The 14,855-nt window shown below is 69.6% G+C and carries 15 protein-coding genes; 3 read left to right on the top strand and 12 right to left on the bottom strand.

Features of this window, described 5'->3' with window-relative positions; translation table 11 throughout:
* Positions 1 to 2 precede the first annotated feature (2 nt).
* The 6 genes from argS to SM116_RS06660 form a co-directional block, all read right to left on the bottom strand.
* The gene (gene argS, locus SM116_RS06685; RefSeq protein ID WP_320943677.1) at positions 3 to 1,667 is read right to left on the bottom strand and encodes an arginine--tRNA ligase; all 1,665 of its coding nucleotides are present in this window, start codon (positions 1,665 to 1,667) and stop codon (positions 3 to 5) included.
* Positions 1,668 to 1,694: 27 nt separating this feature from the next.
* Positions 1,695 to 2,483: a transglutaminase-like domain-containing protein gene (locus SM116_RS06680; RefSeq protein WP_320943676.1), complete on the bottom strand. Its 789-nt coding sequence runs from the start codon at positions 2,481 to 2,483 to the stop codon at positions 1,695 to 1,697.
* A 136-nt stretch (positions 2,484 to 2,619) separates the two neighbouring features.
* Positions 2,620 to 4,284: an ABC1 kinase family protein gene (locus SM116_RS06675; RefSeq protein ID WP_320943675.1), complete on the bottom strand. Its 1,665-nt coding sequence runs from the start codon at positions 4,282 to 4,284 to the stop codon at positions 2,620 to 2,622.
* Positions 4,285 to 4,332: 48 nt separating this feature from the next.
* On the bottom strand, positions 4,333 to 4,917 hold the full coding sequence (locus SM116_RS06670; RefSeq protein ID WP_320943674.1) for a PadR family transcriptional regulator: 585 nt from the start codon (positions 4,915 to 4,917) through the stop codon (positions 4,333 to 4,335).
* 79 nt (positions 4,918 to 4,996) lie between these two features.
* Positions 4,997 to 5,371 (bottom strand): DUF2200 domain-containing protein, encoded by a 375-nt coding sequence (locus SM116_RS06665; RefSeq protein WP_320943673.1) that lies wholly within the window; start codon positions 5,369 to 5,371, stop codon positions 4,997 to 4,999.
* 9 nt (positions 5,372 to 5,380) lie between these two features.
* Positions 5,381 to 6,061 (bottom strand): DUF899 family protein, encoded by a 681-nt coding sequence (locus SM116_RS06660; RefSeq protein ID WP_320943672.1) that lies wholly within the window; start codon positions 6,059 to 6,061, stop codon positions 5,381 to 5,383.
* A gap of 86 nt (positions 6,062 to 6,147) precedes the next feature.
* Here SM116_RS06660 and SM116_RS06655 point away from each other — a divergent pair, with 86 nt between their 5' ends.
* Both SM116_RS06655 and SM116_RS06650 read left to right on the top strand, forming a co-directional pair.
* Complete coding sequence (locus SM116_RS06655) at positions 6,148 to 6,753, top strand: TetR/AcrR family transcriptional regulator (protein ID WP_320943671.1); 606 nt, start codon at positions 6,148 to 6,150, stop codon at positions 6,751 to 6,753.
* A 39-nt stretch (positions 6,754 to 6,792) separates the two neighbouring features.
* Positions 6,793 to 7,044, top strand: a complete 252-nt coding sequence (locus tag SM116_RS06650) for a hypothetical protein (RefSeq protein WP_320943670.1) — start codon at positions 6,793 to 6,795, stop codon at positions 7,042 to 7,044.
* A 4-nt stretch (positions 7,045 to 7,048) separates the two neighbouring features.
* On the opposite strand, the gene SM116_RS06645 is transcribed toward SM116_RS06650, so the two are convergent.
* Entirely contained in the window at positions 7,049 to 7,888 is an 840-nt protein-coding gene (locus SM116_RS06645) for a zinc-ribbon domain-containing protein (protein WP_320943669.1), read from the bottom strand.
* Positions 7,889 to 7,932: 44 nt separating this feature from the next.
* Between SM116_RS06645 and SM116_RS06640 the strand changes: the two genes are divergently transcribed.
* Positions 7,933 to 8,352: a GIY-YIG nuclease family protein gene (locus SM116_RS06640; protein ID WP_320943668.1), complete on the top strand. Its 420-nt coding sequence runs from the start codon at positions 7,933 to 7,935 to the stop codon at positions 8,350 to 8,352.
* Between the two features lie 257 nt (positions 8,353 to 8,609).
* Here SM116_RS06640 and SM116_RS06635 read toward each other — a convergent pair whose 3' ends face one another.
* From SM116_RS06635 to SM116_RS06615, 5 genes are all read right to left on the bottom strand, one after another.
* Positions 8,610 to 9,593, bottom strand: coding sequence for a carbohydrate ABC transporter permease (locus tag SM116_RS06635; protein ID WP_425563247.1), 984 nt, complete (start codon positions 9,591 to 9,593; stop codon positions 8,610 to 8,612).
* Positions 9,578 to 10,501, bottom strand: coding sequence for a carbohydrate ABC transporter permease (locus SM116_RS06630; RefSeq protein ID WP_320943666.1), 924 nt, complete (start codon positions 10,499 to 10,501; stop codon positions 9,578 to 9,580). The genes SM116_RS06635 and SM116_RS06630 overlap by 16 nt, the downstream gene beginning before the upstream one ends.
* Positions 10,498 to 11,883: an ABC transporter substrate-binding protein gene (locus SM116_RS06625; protein ID WP_320943665.1), complete on the bottom strand. Its 1,386-nt coding sequence runs from the start codon at positions 11,881 to 11,883 to the stop codon at positions 10,498 to 10,500. Before SM116_RS06625 ends, SM116_RS06630 begins: the two co-directional genes overlap by 4 nt.
* Positions 11,884 to 11,980: 97 nt before the next feature.
* Positions 11,981 to 13,630 carry a glycoside hydrolase family 13 protein gene (locus SM116_RS06620; RefSeq protein ID WP_320944114.1) on the bottom strand — a complete coding sequence of 550 codons (1,650 nt, stop codon included), beginning with the start codon at positions 13,628 to 13,630 and terminating at the stop codon, positions 11,981 to 11,983.
* Positions 13,631 to 13,795: 165 nt separating this feature from the next.
* A complete protein-coding gene (locus SM116_RS06615; RefSeq protein WP_320943664.1) occupies positions 13,796 to 14,809 on the bottom strand; it encodes a LacI family DNA-binding transcriptional regulator in 1,014 nt (337 codons plus the stop codon).
* Between the last annotated feature and the right edge of the window lie 46 nt (positions 14,810 to 14,855).

Below are 14,855 nucleotides of genomic sequence, written 5' to 3'. Positions count from 1 at the left end.
CGTCACATGCGCTCGGGAGCGCTCACTCCGAGAAGGGTCAGGCCGTTGCGCAGCACCTGTCCGGTGGCGTCGTTGAGCCAGAGCCGCGTGCGGTGCACCGGCTCGATGGGCGCGTCGCCCAGCGGGATGACGCGGCAGTTGTCGTACCAGCGGTGATAGAGGCCGGCGAGCTCCTCCAGGTAGCGGGCGATGCGGTGCGGCTCGCGCACCTCCGCCGCATACGCGACGATGCGCGGGAACTCGTTGAGCGCACCGAGCAATGCCGACTCGGTCTCGTGGTCGAGCTGCTCGGGCGCGAACTCCGAGCGGTCGACACCGGAGGCCGCGGCGTTGCGTCCCACGTTGTGGGTGCGCGCGTGGGCGTACTGCACGTAGAAGACCGGGTTGTCGTTCGTGCGGCGCTGGAGCACGTCGAGGTCGACGTCGAGGTTCGAGTCGGTGGAGCTGCGGGTCAGGGCATAACGCGCGGCATCCACCCCCACGATCTCGACGAGGTCCTCCAGCGTGACGACCGTGCCGGCGCGCTTGGACATGCGGATCGGCTGGCCGTCCTTGACCAGGTTGACGAGCTGGCCGATGAGGATCTGCAGGTTGACCGTCGGCTCGTCGCCGAAGGCGGCGCACATCGCCATCATGCGGCGGACGTACCCGTGGTGATCGGCACCGAGCATGATGATGCAGCGGTTGAAGCCGCGCTCGCGCTTGTCGAGGTAGTAGGCGAGGTCGCCGGAGAAGTAGGCCGCCTGCCCGTCGGACTTGATGATGACGCGGTCCTTGTCATCCCCGAACTCGGTGGAGCGCAGCCACGTGGCGCCGTCCTGCTCGTAGATGTGGCCGAGCTCGCGCAGGCGCGCGACCGCGCGGCCGACCGCGCCCGAGTCGTGCAGGTCGTTCTCGTGGAAATAGACGTCGAAGTCGACGCCGAACTCGTGGAGGCTGTGCTTGATCTCGCTGAACATGAAGCCGACGCCGAGCGCGCGGAAGACCTCCTGCTGCTCCGCGGCGTCGAGCTCGTCGAGGTCTCCGGGGTAGGCGAGCTCGACGCGGCGGGCGATGTCGCCGATGTAGGCGCCGCCGTAGCCGTCCTCGGGCGTGGGCTCACCCCGGTGCGCGGCGATGAGACTGCGCGCGAAGCGGTCGATCTGGACGCCGTGGTCGTTGAAGTAGTACTCCTTCGTGACGTGGGCGCCCTGCGAGGCGAGGATGCGGGCGAGAGCGTCGCCGACAGCGGCCCAGCGCGTGCCGCCGAGGTGGATCGGCCCGGTGGGGTTCGCGCTGACGAACTCCAGGTTGATCACCTCGTCGGCGCGGCTGTCGTTGGTGCCGAAGGCGGATCCCGCATCCACGATCTGCTTCGCGAGCGCCCCGGCGGCGGCCGCGTCCAGGCGGATGTTGATGAAACCGGGTCCGGCGACCTCGACGTCGGCGATGCCGTCGGTCTTGGCCAGCTCGGCGGCGATCTCGGCGGCGAACTCACGCGGGTTGGCGCCGACCGCCTTCGCGAGCTTGAGGGCGGCGTTGGATGCCCAGTCGCCGTGCTCGCGGTTCTTCGGACGGTCCAGCGGCAGGTCGTCGACCGTCAGTCCGCTAGCCGAGCCCGGGCGTCGCGCCTCGGCGAGCGGGGCGATGACGGCGAGGAGTGCGGCGGAGAGCTGTTCGGGTCCCATAGACGGCCCAGTCTACGGGCGAGCGTCTCACGCGATCTGGACGAGCGCCGTGTGGTCGTCATCGGCGAGCGGTGCGTCCGCCTCGGCGTCGACCTGCAGTCGCTTCAGCGAGACGCTGCCGCCGTGGTAGCTGAGCCAGGCGCACGCGGCGGCATCCACTCCCGTCGCGATCCGCACGAGTCCGCGGCGGTTCGCGAGACGCGTCGCGTCGATGACATGCCACGCGCCGTCGAGGTACGCCTCGGCGACGGCGTGGAAGTCCATCGGGACGAGCCCGGGCGCGTAGCAGGCGGTGTAGCGCGCAGGGACGTCCATCGCACGGAGGAGCGCGACCACGGAGTGCGTGTAGTCGCGGCAGACGCCCTGGCCCTTGGGGAGGATCGTGGCGGCGCTGTCGGTGCCGTTGGATGCACCGCTCGTGTAGGCCAGGCTCTCCGACACGTAGTCGGCGACGGCCTGCACGAGCTCGGCGCCCGCGAGACCGCGGAACTGCCGGCGCGCCTGCCCGAAGAGGATGTCGGACTCGCTGTAGCGACTCGGGCGCATGTACGTGATGAGCTCGACGTCGGAGGTCGGGGACGGCGCATCCTGCGTCTGGACCACCGCGGTGTAGCGGACTTCGAGGCGGCCCTCGAGACTGCGGATGCGGTGGTACCTGGTGCCGTCGGCGGCGATCAGCTCGACCGGGTCGACGTCCTGGCTGAAGGTCAGGGACTCGCTCGCGAGGGGGACGTCTGCACGTGTGGCGATCTGGAAGATCAGGTCGACGGATGCCGCGGTCTCGAGGTCGATTTCGGCGGAGACGACGCGGTGCACCGAAGCATCCTACGTGCCTCTTCCGCATGCCGCGTGCAGGGGATTCCCCACTGACGCGGAGTTCTGCGCAACTGCGGACGCGGCGCTGTGAAGGGATCCGCAGAACTGCAGAACTCCGCTCCAGCGCGACACAGGTCTAGCGGCGTCGCGCGCCCAGACCGCCGAAGAGCGCGGGGAGCAGCGGGAGCACGGACACGCTCATCAGCACGATGCCGAACACCGACGGCAGGAGCACGGCGCCGGCGATGAGGAGGCCGGCGAACAGCACGGCCCACACGATGCGGCGCTCCATGCGCTCGAGCCGGGCGATGCGCCGATCCAGGGACGGCGACGTCACCGAGAGGCGCCCCTCCTCCACGCGCGCGACGAGGCCGTCCAGGCGCTTGGGCAGGCGCGCCAGCATCCCGGCGTCCTTCGCGAGATCGCGCAGCGCCTTGCCGCTCTCGGCCGACAGGAGCCGCGACGCGAAGGGCTCCACGGCGTCCCAGATGTTGAACTCCGGGTCCAGGGTGCTGCACACCCCCGAGGTCAGCGACATCGCGCGGATCACGAGCAGGAAGTTCTCCGGCAGCTGGAACGGCAGCGAGCGGACGACGTCGCCGAACTCCTTCCCGAAGTCGCGGAACTCGCGCTCGTCGACCTCCCGCAGCTGCGCGAAGCCCATCCCCCCGAAGCGCGAGAAGAGGCCCGTGACAGCGCGCTCGAGCTCCACGGTGTCGGCGGACGGCAGGAGGACCCCGACCTCCCGGATGCTCTCCACCAGACCGCGCCCGTCGCGGGACGCGACCGCGACGAGCAGCCGCCGCAGGCCGTTGCGCAGCTGGTCGGGGACGGTGCCCATCATCCCGAAGTCGATGAAGTCGAGCCGGAAGTCGCCGTCCACGAGCGGCAGCACGAAGATGTTCCCCGGGTGCGGATCGGCGTGGAAGAACCCGTTGTCGAAGAGCTGCTCGAACATGACCTCCGCGAAGGCACGGGCGACCGCGGAGGGATCGATTCCCGCGGCACGGAGCGCGTCGACGTCGCTGATCTTGATGGCGGTGACGTCCGAGAGCGTCAGGACCCGCCGCGTCGTCCGCTCCCACGCGATCTGCGGCACGCCGACCCGCGGGTCGTCGGCGAAGTCCTCCGCGAACCGCTCGGCGCTCGCCGCCTCGTGGAGGTAGTCGATCTCCTCGAGGCTCGTGGCGGCGAACTCCTCGACGAGCGAGGGCAGGTCCACGTGGTCGTACACGACCCGCACCCGGTTGAGCCATCCCGCGACGCGGCGCAGCGCCGCGAGGTCGACGTCGATGATCTGCTCGATGCGGGGCCGCTGCACTTTGACGATGACCTCGTCGAAGCCCGCATCCATCGTGGCGAGACGAGCGCGATGCGCCTGGCCGAGGGATGCGGCGGCCACCGCATCCTCGCTGAAGAACGTGTACACCTGGTCGAGCGGCACCCCCAGCTCCGCCTCCGCGAGCGCGCGGATCTCGGCGTACGGCACGCCGGGCACCTCGTCCTGGAGGCCGGAGAGCTCGTTCGTGATCTCCGGCGGCAGCACGTCCAGCCGCGACGACAGGAACTGGCCGACCTTGATCATCAACCCGCCGAGTTCCGTCGCGAGGACGCGGAAGCGCTGCGCGATGTGGGTGAGCCGCGCGGTGCGGGTGCTCCTCGTGACGCTCCCGAAGCCGATCCGCGGCAGCACGAGCTCGTACCACCACATCTCCGCGATGTACACGGAGGCGAACCGCAGGATGCGGCGGTAGCGGGCGCGCATGGGCGCGGGCGTGCCTGGCGACGTGTCGTCAGGCATCGGACCTCCTGGATCCGTCGTCGGGCGAGCGATGACCGTCGAGTCTGGTCAGTTCTCCGCGAGGATGCTGTAGAGCCTACGCCGAGCGTCCTCCAGCACCCGGACGGCCTCCGCGACCTGGTCGGCCGAGCCGCTGCGGCCGATCTGGGCGGCCGCCTGCGCCAGTTCGATCCCGGCCTTGGTCAGGCTGCCACCGCCCGAGGAGCGATGACCCTCCCAGGGCGCGCCCTTGCCGGTGACCTCGGCGGCCGCGGCCTGCCCCGCATCCGTCAGCGAGTACGTCTTGCGGCCGTTGGACTCGGACGCGGTGATGAGGCCCTCGTCCGCGAGGAGCTGGAGCGTCGGGTAGACCGAGCCGGCGCTGGGCTTCCACGATCCGCCGCTGCGCTGCTCGATCTCGGAGATGATCTGGTACCCGTGCATGGGCTGCTCGGCCAGGAGCGTGAGCACCGCCGTGCGCACGTCGCCCTTCGCCATGCGGGGCGTCGAGCGCGGCTCGAACGCCGAGCGCAGCTGGTCGAGGAGATCCCAGGGATTCATGTTCGGACCACCCGGTCCGCCCATGCCACCGGAACCGGAGCCGAAGCCCGAACCGAAGCCGCGGCCGAAGCCGGAGTCGAAGGAACCGTTCATGTCGACCTCCTGGGGTGAGCCGTCCTGGCCGCGCGGGTGCGGGCCGGCCGAAGCTCAACGATACATAACGATATATCGTTCAGACGGTCTTGGGAAGGGGGTCGGGAAGCGGGGGACGGAGCACCTTCTCCATCGGCTTGCCCTTCGCGAGCTCGTCGACGAGCTTGTCGAGATAGCGGATCCTCTGCATCAGCGGATCCTCGATCTCCTGCACCTTCACGCCGCAGACCACGCCGGTGATCAGGGACGCGCCGGGATTGAGGTCGGCATCCGCGAAGAACTCCTCGAAGGTCGCGCCCTCGTCGAGCTCACGTTGCAGCCTCGCCTCGTCGAAGCCCGTCAGCCAGCGGATGACCTCGTCCAGCTCGGCCTGCGTGCGGCCCTTGCGCTCGAGCTTCGCGACATAGAGCGGGTAGACGGACGCGACGGTCGTCGTGAAGATGCGGTGCTCCATGCCTCCAGGCTAACGAGGGCCGTACGCGGCCGCGATGGCCTGCGGGCCCGTCCACCGGCTGTACGTCGGAGACTGCGGCCATCCCTCGGGCACGACCTGCCAGTCCTCCTGCCGGCCCCAGGGCAGCAGGTCCACGAGGGCGAACGTGTGCGTGAGCTGCTCGGTGCCGCGACCGGTCGTCGTCCAGGTGCGATACACGTCGTCGCCGTCGCGCAGGAAGACGTTGACGGCGAATCCGCCGTCCTTCGGCGCATCCACATCCGCCCCGAACTCGCTCTCGGCCGTCGAGTACCACTCCATCCGGTTGCCGACCTTCTCGCGGTACGCGAGGGCCTCGCCGATCTCGCCCTGCGTCACGATCACGAACCGCGCGTCGTACCCGTCGAGGAACTCCAGCCGCGTGAACTGCGCCGTGAACCCGGTGCACCCGGGACACTGCCACTCCGCGCCGTCGTGCCACATGTGGTGGTAGGTGATGAGCTGGGACCGCCCGTCGAACAGGTCGACGAGCCGCACGGGCCCCTCCTTGCTCGCGAGCGTGTACGCCGGCATCTTCACCATCGGCAGGCGCCGGCGCTGGGCGGCGATCGCATCCAGTTCGCGCGTCGCAGCCTTCTCGCGGACCCGCAGCTCGTCGAGCTGCTGCTTCCACGTGTCGTGGTCGACGACGGGCGGCAGGGCGGTGGTCATGGCTCTCCTCCGATGTGTAAGGCGTTCACATGGTATGTTTACAGCGTACACATCGGTGGCCGAGCGTCAACCCCCGAGGAGGACGGATGCCGCAGCCCTCCCCCGCCCGCACGACGTATCACCACGGCAACCTGCGCTCCGCGCTCGTCGACGTGGCCCTGGATCTCACCCGGACGGGCGGTGCATCCGCACTCGTGCTGCGCGATGTCGCCCGGCGCGCGGGCGTCTCGCCGAGCGCGACCTACCGCCACTTCGCCGATCGCGAGTCGCTGCTCGCCGCAGTCGCCACCCGCATCCAGGAGCGGATGGCCGAGCAGATGCATCGGGATGCCGCACCCCGCACCGCCCGCGAGCGACTGCGCGCGGTCGGCCTCGGCTACATCGGCTTCGCGCTGCAGGAGCCCGGCTGGTTCGACGTCGCGTTCTCCGACCTGACGGCCGTCCCGGGCACCGGCAGCATCCCGGCGCCCCTGGCCGCGCTCGTCGACGCGCTCGACGGGCTCGTCGCCGAGGGCGCACTGTCGCAGGCCGCGCGGGCGGGTGCCGAGTGGCCGTGCTGGTCGGCGGTGCACGGGTTCGCCCTGCTGGCCCTGCGCGGACCGTTGCGGACGGTTCCTCTCGACGACGTCACGGCGGCCGCCGAATGGACGGTGGATGCGATCATCGCGGGGCTGCTCGCGACGTCTGGCTGAAATCGAATCTCTCTTCTACAATAGAGTCCCATGAACGGGATGACTGTCGAAACCACGGTTACTCTATGGATGGTCGACGAGGTCCCCGCGCGCATGATCTACGCGGGCCGGCGCTGGCGCGTGACGGACACTCCGACCCGTCTGCGCGAGAGCGTCTGGGCGGTGCCGCTCGAGGAGCCCCGCAGCCTGTACGGCTGGCGGTTCCAGGCGACGGACGAGGACGGAGCATCCTTCGTCTTCGACGTCTACCGGGCGGAGGACGACTGGCATGTGCACCGCACGTACGCGTAGCGCATCACGCATCGCGGCCGTCCACGACGTACGCGTCGACCATGAGCGGACCGCGGATCTCGCGCAGACGATCGACGACCCGATCGACCGCGCGCCGGCCGAGCGAGTTCAGCTGCAGGTCGTGCGGGCCGATCGCCTCGAGCTTGCCGGTGCGGATGCGCACGACCTCCCACCCGGCGGACCGCAGCAGGCGGTCCTTCTTGAGGTCGCTGTGCTCGCGCGGGCCCACGTGCTCGAGGCCGAAGCGGCCCGGGGTGTCGTACTCGATGGCGATCCGCAGCTCGGGAAGCAGGAAGTCGGGCCACACCTCGAGGTGTCCGTAGAACGGCCGCGAGACCTTGACGGCGTTCAGACCGGGCGTCACGTCGAGCCGCGCGAACAGCTGCTGCCGCAGGCGTGCCTCGACGGCCGACGCCGGCTTCGGCGCGCACGTGCTCACGAAGGGCTCGCCGACCGGCAGGTCGGGCGTCTTGCCGCACACGGGCCGCGCAGGCTTGGCGGTCTTGACACGGGGCGTTCCCGCCGGACGGATGCGGGGCGGAACCGCCTGCATCGCGCACTCGGGGCACCACGCCGACCGGCGACGGGTCGGCCCGGGACGGTTGCGCTGCTCGTCGGGAGTGGCTGCGAACAGATGCCCGGCCTCGCACTGCCACAGCAGCAGCACATCGGCCGCGGGCGGGATCTGCGTGAGCGTCAGGCCGGAGTTGAGGTCGGGATGGTATTGCCGGATGAGGGCGGGAAAAGGCGCCCAGGCATCCCGATACGTGCCGACGGGATACGGCACCTCGGCGCCGCGCGAGAACTGGCGGCGTGCCCACCAGTTCGCGACGTTCTCCGGCATGGGGCGACCATACGACCGACCTCCCCCACTCGGGCGGGTGCCGCATGAGCGAGCGCGGCGATCTGCCGGGGCCGTGCTCCCTGTGCGGCGCCACCGACGGCGTGCGCGAGCCCGACGGCTGGGAGTGCGCGATCTGCGGCTGGCGCGTCGGCGACGCTCCCGACGCAGACCTGCCCCGACCCGTCGTCGAGGTCGTGTACTACCTGAGATACCGGGAGCGGATCAAGATCGGTACCTCCCGCAACCCCCGGCAGCGGCTCGCCGCGATCTGGCACGAGGAGCTCCTCGCCTTCGAGCGCGGCGGACGTCCGCTCGAGCAGGCGCGCCATCGGGAGTTCGCGCACCTGCGCGAGGGCGGCGAGTGGTTCACCGCCGCACCCGAGCTGCTCGCGCACATCGCCGGGTTCCGGGACCGCGATCCGTGGCACTCCTACGCCCGCTGGATCGCCGACTCCCTCCGCTGAGCCGACGCTCTGTGGCCGACGACGTCCCGCATCGGTCGGCATCCCGCCTGTTCATCTGTCACGAATCGTCGGGTGAGTGGGCAGAACGTGACAGATGAACAAGGAGGGGGCCCGTTCATCTGTCACGAATCGTCGGGTCAGTGGGCAGAACGTGACAGATGAACAAGGAGGGGGGCCGCTCATCCGTCACGAACCGTCGGGTGAGTGGGCAGAACGTGACAGACGAACAAGGAGAGGGGGCTGCACGGCGGCCTGAGCTACCCCTTCACCGCCCCGCCGAGGCCGGCACCCGACAGGAAGGTGCGCTGGAACAGCAGGAAGATCGCCACGGGGATGACCGTCGCGATCGTGAGCGAGGCGAGGTAGACGCCGAGGTCGGTCGAGGACTGGATCTGCGGCAGCCGCACCGACAGCGGCTGGATGGCGATGTCGGTGAGCACCAGGTTCGGCCACAGGAAGTCGGCCCAGGCCGCGTTGATCGCGAAGATCGAGACGACCCCGAGGATGGGCTTGGACATCGGCAGCACGACCGACCAGAAGAGGCGGAAGGTTCCGGCGCCGTCGGTGCGCGCGGCCTCGAACACCTCGCGCGGCAGGCTCTCGAAGAACCGCATCACGAGCAGCACGTTGAACGCGCTCGCGCCCGCGGGCAGCCACACGGCCCAGAAGGTGTTGATGAGCGAGTGGCCGATGAGCGGCGGATGCAGCACCGTGAGGTACAGCGGCACCAGCAGCACCACGGCGGGCACGAACAGCGTCGCGAGCACGAGCCCGGTGAGGATCCTGCCGTAGGCGGGCCGCAGCACCGCGAGCGCGTACCCGGCGGTCGTCGCGACGACCATCTGGACGGCCCAGGATCCCGCGGCCATGACGATCGTGTTCCAGAAGAAGTTCTGGATGTGCACGTCGTTCCACGCGCGATCGAGGTTCGACCACGCGATGCCGTTGGGGAAGAGGCGCAGCGGCGTCAGGAGGGTGTCCTGCGTCGGGGTGATCGCAGACTTCGCGAGCCACAGCAGCGGCAGCAGGCCGGTGATGACGAGGGCCGCGCCGAGCAGCACGTTGATGACGGCGGAGCCCGTCCGCACGCCGGTGCGGCGGCGGTCGGCGATGCCGAGGATGCCGCGGTCCTCGGCATCCCGCGCCCCCACGCGTCGGGCGCGCCGCCGGATGCGCTCGGCCTGGACAGGCTCCTGCAGGGGCAGGTCGGCGGGGATCGTGGTGGTCACTCGGTGCTCCATCTGCGCGTGATGCGGAAGTAGACGATCGACAGCACGGCCAGGAACACGGCGAGCATGAGGCTCAGCGCCGTCGCCTTGCCGTAGGCGCCGCCGAGGCTGTTCTGGAACGCGTACTGGTAGATCAGCAGCAGGATCGTCGTGGTGGCGTTGTTGGGTCCGCCGCCGGTGAACAGGAACGGCTGCAGGAAGACCTGTGCGGTCGCGATGATCTGCAGGATCAGGGTGATGAACAGGATGCCGCGCAGCTGCGGCAGCGTGACGTGCCACACCTTCTGCCAGATCGAGGCGCCGTCCACTTCGGCCGCATCGTACAGCTCCGGGGGCACGGAGCGCAGGGCCGCGAGGTAGATGATGACGGTCGCCCCGGCGCCGGCCCACGTGGCCTGGAGCACGAGCGACGGCATCGCGGTCGTCGCATCCTGGATCCACGGCTGCGGCGGGATGCCGAACCACCCGAGGATCGTGTTGAAGACGCCGTTCGGGCTCGCGTCGTAGAACACCTTCCACAGGAGCACCGCGACCACCGGGAGGATGATCACCGGCAGGTAGGCGAGCACGCTGTAGACCCCCCGCATCCGCCGTGTCTCGCTCAGGAGGACCGCAGCGATGAGCGGCAGCGGGTAGCCGAAGATCAGGGCGAGCACGGCGAAGTACGCCGTGTTGCGCACCGCGATCCAGAACGTCGGGTCGGCGAGCACGGCCGAGAAGTTCGCCCAGCCGACGAACTCGGGCGCGGTCACGAGGTTGGTGTGCTGGAAGCTCATCACGACGGATTCCACGATCGGCGTCCACGAGAAGACGCCGAACACGACGAGCATCGGCAGCAGGAAGACGAGGGTCGACAGGCCCCCGCGCCGCACCCACGTGAGGGGGGTGCGGCGCGGGGTGCGGGAGGCTGCGTTCGTCACTTGCCGTCGGCGTCGATCAGCGCCTGGACCTTGGTGTCGACGCCCTTCAGCAGCGCGTCGATATCCGCATTCCTGTCCGTCAGCACGGCCTGCACCACGCCGTCGAGCGCGTTGTAGAGGTCCTGCGTGTGGCGCGGCGGCTCGGGCACGATCTGCTGGGTGAAGATGCCCGCGTTGAAGGGGGCGATGTTCGCGGCCGGGATGTTGGCGTAGGGCTTGATCCACTCCTGGTTCTGCTGCCAGGTCGCCTTGTCGAACACCGGCAGCGTCGGGGCGTTGACGGCCTGGTTGCCGGCCTTCAGGGTCTGCGCGTTCTTCACCGCCGCGTTCTTGTCGACGGTCGGCTGCGTGCGGTAGAAGTCGATCCACTTCACGGCCGCGGCGATCTGCTCGGGCGAGTCCTTGACGTTGACCACGTCGACGTTGCCCCCGGAGAGGATGCCGGCATCCGATCCCGATGCGAGCGGGTAGGTAGTCACGCCGTACTTCGTCTGGTCGAAGCCGTTGGCCTGCATGAGCGAGCCGATGACGTCCGAGCCGCTCATGTACATCGCGACCTGGCCCGACGCGAACGCCTGGTTGATTCCCGACCAGTCGAACAGGAAGTTCGACCCCATCGAGTCGTCGTCCCAGCGCATCGACTTCAGCCACTCGAGACCCTGTTTGGTCTGCGCGTTGTCGGCGGTCACGGTGACCTTGCCGTCCGAGCCGACCTTCTCCATGCGGCCGCCGAGCGACTGGGTCAGGGTGGTCAGGTTCCAGCCGCCCGTGTTGTCCTTCGTCATCTGCATGTACCCGGCGACCCCCGGGACCTTCTCGGAGATGGTCTTGGCGTCCTGACGGATCTCGTCGAGCGTGGTCGGCGGCTTGTCGGGGTCGAGGCCGGCCTTCTGGAAGATCTCGCGGTTGTACGACAGGGCCATCGCGTACGGGCCCCACGGGATGCCGTAGATCTTGCCGTTGTCGCCGGTGGCGACGCTCAGCACGTTCTTGTTCCACTTGTCGGCGGTCGACGTCTTCGTGAAGTCCGCGGTGATGTCGGCGAGCTGCCCGTTGTTCGCGAGAGTCTTCGAATCGGTGAACGGGACGTTGAACACGTCCGGCAGGGTTCCGCCGGCGAGTTCGGCGGCGAACGTCGTGCCGGTCCACTGGTACTCGATCGCCTTGACGTCGATGTCGGGGTTCGCCTTCTCGAACTCCTTCACACGCTGGGCCAGCGCGTTCAGTGCGTCGGCGGTGGCGCCGGGAAGCACGGGGGCGACCACGAGGTGGATCTTCGAGTCGCCGCCGCCGCCTCCGCTGCCGGAGGAGCAGCCCGCGAGCGCTCCGACCGTCGCTACAACGGCGGCACCGGCGAGCAGGACCTTGCCTGGTGACTTCATCGTCATTCCTTTCTTGTGAGGGATGCGCCGCCTCTCGGCGCCTCCCCCGGGGTGGGTGTTGCGGTGTTTCGGTGCAGGGTGCCGCCCCGCATGACGGTCACGGGACGGTGCGCAGCCACGCGGCGGAGTCGCCCGGCACGCGGCCGTTCTCGAGCGGGGCGCTCGAGAGCAGCACGCGCTCATGCGCGGGCAGGGCGACCGGGGTGTCGCCCGTGTTCACGACGCAGACGAACGCGTCGCCGCGCCGGAACGCGAGGACCTCGGGACTGGGCCCCGCGATCCAGTCGAAGGCCTCGCCGGATTCGGCGACGAGGTCGCGACGCAGGCGGATCGCGTCGCGGTACAGGTTGAGGGTGGACGCCGGGTCCGCCTCCTCGGCCTCCACGGTCAGGTCGCGCCACGACGGGGGCTGCGGCAGCCACGTGTCCACGCCGTCGGGGCTGAAGCCGAACGGCGGGCGATCGCCCGACCAGGGCAGGGGGACCCGGCATCCATCCCGTCCCGGATCGATGCCGCCGGACCGGAAGTGCATCGGGTCCTGGATCAGGTCGAGCGGGAGGTCCTCGACCTCGGGAAGACCGAGCTCGTCGCCCTGGTAGACGTACAGGCTTCCCGGGAGGGCCGCGACGAGCAGCGCGGCGGCGCGGGCGCGGTGCAGGCCGAGCTCGGGGTCGGTCTGCACGCCGAAGCGCTTCTTGAGGAACGCGAACGCCGTGTCCTCACGGCCGTAGCGGGTGACGGGCCGGGTCACGTCGTGGTTGCTCAGGACCCATGTCGACGGCGCGCCGACAGGCGCGTGGGCGCCGAGCGTCTGGTCGATGGAGGTGCGGAAGGATGCGGCGCCCCACGGCCGCGCCAGGAAGTCGAAGTTGAACGCGGTGTGCATCTCGTCCGGCCGCAGGTAGTTCGTGAACCGGACGATGTCCGGCACCCACACCTCCCCGACGAGGATGCGCGTCCCGGGGTAGGAGTCGGCGACCGCGCGCCAGGACCGGTAGACGTCGTGCAGCTCGTCGCGGTCCTCGGTGGGGTGCTCGGGCTTCTCGCCGAGCTCGGGCAGGTCGGCGTCTTTGATGAGCAGGGCCGCCGAATCGATGCGCACGCCGGCGACGCCGCGGTCGAACCAGAACCGCAGGATGTCCTCGTGCTCGCGCCGTACGTCGGGATGGTTCCAGTTCAGGTCGGGCTGCTCGGGCGTGAAGAGGTGGAGGTACCACTCCCCCGGCGTGCCGTCGGGGTTCGCCGTGCGGGTCCACGTCTCCCCCTGGAAGTTCGACACCCAGTGCGTCGGCATCTCGTCGCCGTGGGGACCCTTGCCCGGGTGGAACCAGAACCGCGCGCGCTCAGCACTCCCCGGGGCGGCGGCGAGAGCCGCTTGGAACCACGGATGCTGATCGCTGATGTGGTTCGGGACGATGTCGATGATCGTGCGGATGCCGAGCTCCAGCGCCTCGCCGATGAGCGCCTCGGCCTCGGCCAGCGTGCCGAACTGCGGGTGGATCGCACGGTAGTCGGCCACGTCGTAGCCACCGTCGGCGAGCGGGCTCGGATACCAGGGGTTGAACCAGAGGGCGTCGACGCCGAGCCGCTTCAGGTACGGGAGCCGGGCGCGGACACCGGCGAGATCGCCCGTCCCGTCGCCGCTCCCATCGGCGAAGCTTCTGACGTACACCTGATAGATGACGGCCGAGCGCCACCAGAGCGGGTCGGTCGTCGACGGCTCGAGGGTGGTAGCGGGGCGTTCCACGCCGCGCGCTTGTGCAGGGGCGGCATGGGCGTCGGCGGTGGTGGGGACATCGGTGTCCACGGCGCTCCTGATCGTCCGGGGGCTGTGTTCGGTTCACAGTAACCATCCGGACAATCTGACGCAAGAACGTAACTGACTTACGTAATTTTCATACGACTTGCAGTCCTATGTCTGCGCTGGGGCGGGTCCGGTCGTGCTGCGCAGGACGAGTTCCGGCTCGAAGAGGAGCTCGTCGCCCGCCTCCGCGGACCCCGAGATCTGGGCGAGGAGCAGCTCGATCGCCGTGCGGCCCATGGACTCGATCGGCTGGCGCACGGTCGTCAGCGGCGGCTCCGTGCAGCTCATCAGGAACGAGTCGTCGAAGCCGACGACCGAGACGTCGGCGGGCACGGAGCGTCCGGTGCGGCGTGCGGCGCGAACGGCGCCGAGGGCGAGCACATCGCTCGCGCAGACGATCGCGGTCGCCCCGCTCGCCAGGAGGCGGGATGCTCCGGCCTGCCCCGACTCCAGCGAGTAGAGGCCGCGCACCACCAGTGACCCGTCGAACGACACGCCCGCACGCGCCAGAACCTCCTGCGCCGCTGCGAGCTTGCGGCGCGACGGGATGTGGTCGGCCGGCCCCATGAGCATGCCGATGCGGCGATGGCCCAGCTGCAGCAGGTGCGACACCGCCTGTTCCGCGGCGGCGCCGTCATCCGTCGACACCGTCGCGAAGGCGAGGTCGTCGACCCGCGCGTTCACGAGGACCGTCGGCAGACGGACCTGACGCAGCCGCTCGTAGTGATCGTGCGGCGCGTCGGCCTGGCTGTAGTTGCCGCCGAGGAACACCACGCCGCTCACCTGCTGCTGCAGCAGCAGGTCGACGTAGTCGGCCTCGGTGATGCCGCCCGCGGTCTGCGTGCACAGAAGCGGCGTGTACCCGTTCTGCGTCAGCCCGCCGCCCACGATCTCGGCGAGCGCGGGGAAGATCGGGTTCTGCAGCTCCGGCAGCACGAGCCCCACGAGCCGCGACCGCTCGCCGCGCAGCTTGGTCGGCCGCTCGTAGCCGAGCACGTCGAGCGCGGTGAGCACCGCCTGGCGCGTCGCATCCGACACCCCCGGTTTGTCGTTGAGGACGCGACTGACCGTCGCCTCACTGACTCCGACCTTCTTGGCGACCTCGGCAAGGCGTTTCGACATGCGCACACTCTACGCAAGAACTTGCGTGATTTGTGCAAGCGGCATG

The organism is Microbacterium rhizosphaerae (assembly GCF_034120055.1).
Taxonomy (GTDB): Bacteria; Actinomycetota; Actinomycetes; order Actinomycetales; family Microbacteriaceae; genus Microbacterium; species Microbacterium rhizosphaerae.
The sequence above is the reverse complement of the archived record's forward strand: the minus strand, read 5'-3'. Positions and strand labels throughout refer to the sequence as shown.

Excerpts from the sequence above, each read along its gene's own strand:
- argS (WP_320943677.1), bottom strand. The coding sequence starts at position 1,667 with ATGGGACCCGAACAGCTCTCCGCCGCACTCCTCGCCGTCATCGCCCCG.
- SM116_RS06675 (WP_320943675.1), bottom strand. The coding sequence starts at position 4,284 with ATGCCTGACGACACGTCGCCAGGCACGCCCGCGCCCATGCGCGCCCGC.
- SM116_RS06670 (WP_320943674.1), bottom strand. The coding sequence starts at position 4,917 with ATGAACGGTTCCTTCGACTCCGGCTTCGGCCGCGGCTTCGGTTCGGGC.
- SM116_RS06665 (WP_320943673.1), bottom strand. The coding sequence starts at position 5,371 with ATGGAGCACCGCATCTTCACGACGACCGTCGCGTCCGTCTACCCGCTC.
- SM116_RS06660 (WP_320943672.1), bottom strand. The coding sequence starts at position 6,061 with ATGACCACCGCCCTGCCGCCCGTCGTCGACCACGACACGTGGAAGCAG.
- SM116_RS06655 (WP_320943671.1), top strand. The coding sequence starts at position 6,148 with ATGCCGCAGCCCTCCCCCGCCCGCACGACGTATCACCACGGCAACCTG.
- SM116_RS06650 (WP_320943670.1), top strand. The coding sequence starts at position 6,793 with ATGACTGTCGAAACCACGGTTACTCTATGGATGGTCGACGAGGTCCCC.
- SM116_RS06645 (WP_320943669.1), bottom strand. The coding sequence starts at position 7,888 with ATGCCGGAGAACGTCGCGAACTGGTGGGCACGCCGCCAGTTCTCGCGC.
- SM116_RS06640 (WP_320943668.1), top strand. The coding sequence starts at position 7,933 with ATGAGCGAGCGCGGCGATCTGCCGGGGCCGTGCTCCCTGTGCGGCGCC.
- SM116_RS06635 (WP_425563247.1), bottom strand. The coding sequence starts at position 9,593 with ATGGAGCACCGAGTGACCACCACGATCCCCGCCGACCTGCCCCTGCAG.
- SM116_RS06625 (WP_320943665.1), bottom strand. The coding sequence starts at position 11,883 with ATGAAGTCACCAGGCAAGGTCCTGCTCGCCGGTGCCGCCGTTGTAGCG.
- SM116_RS06615 (WP_320943664.1), bottom strand. The coding sequence starts at position 14,809 with ATGTCGAAACGCCTTGCCGAGGTCGCCAAGAAGGTCGGAGTCAGTGAG.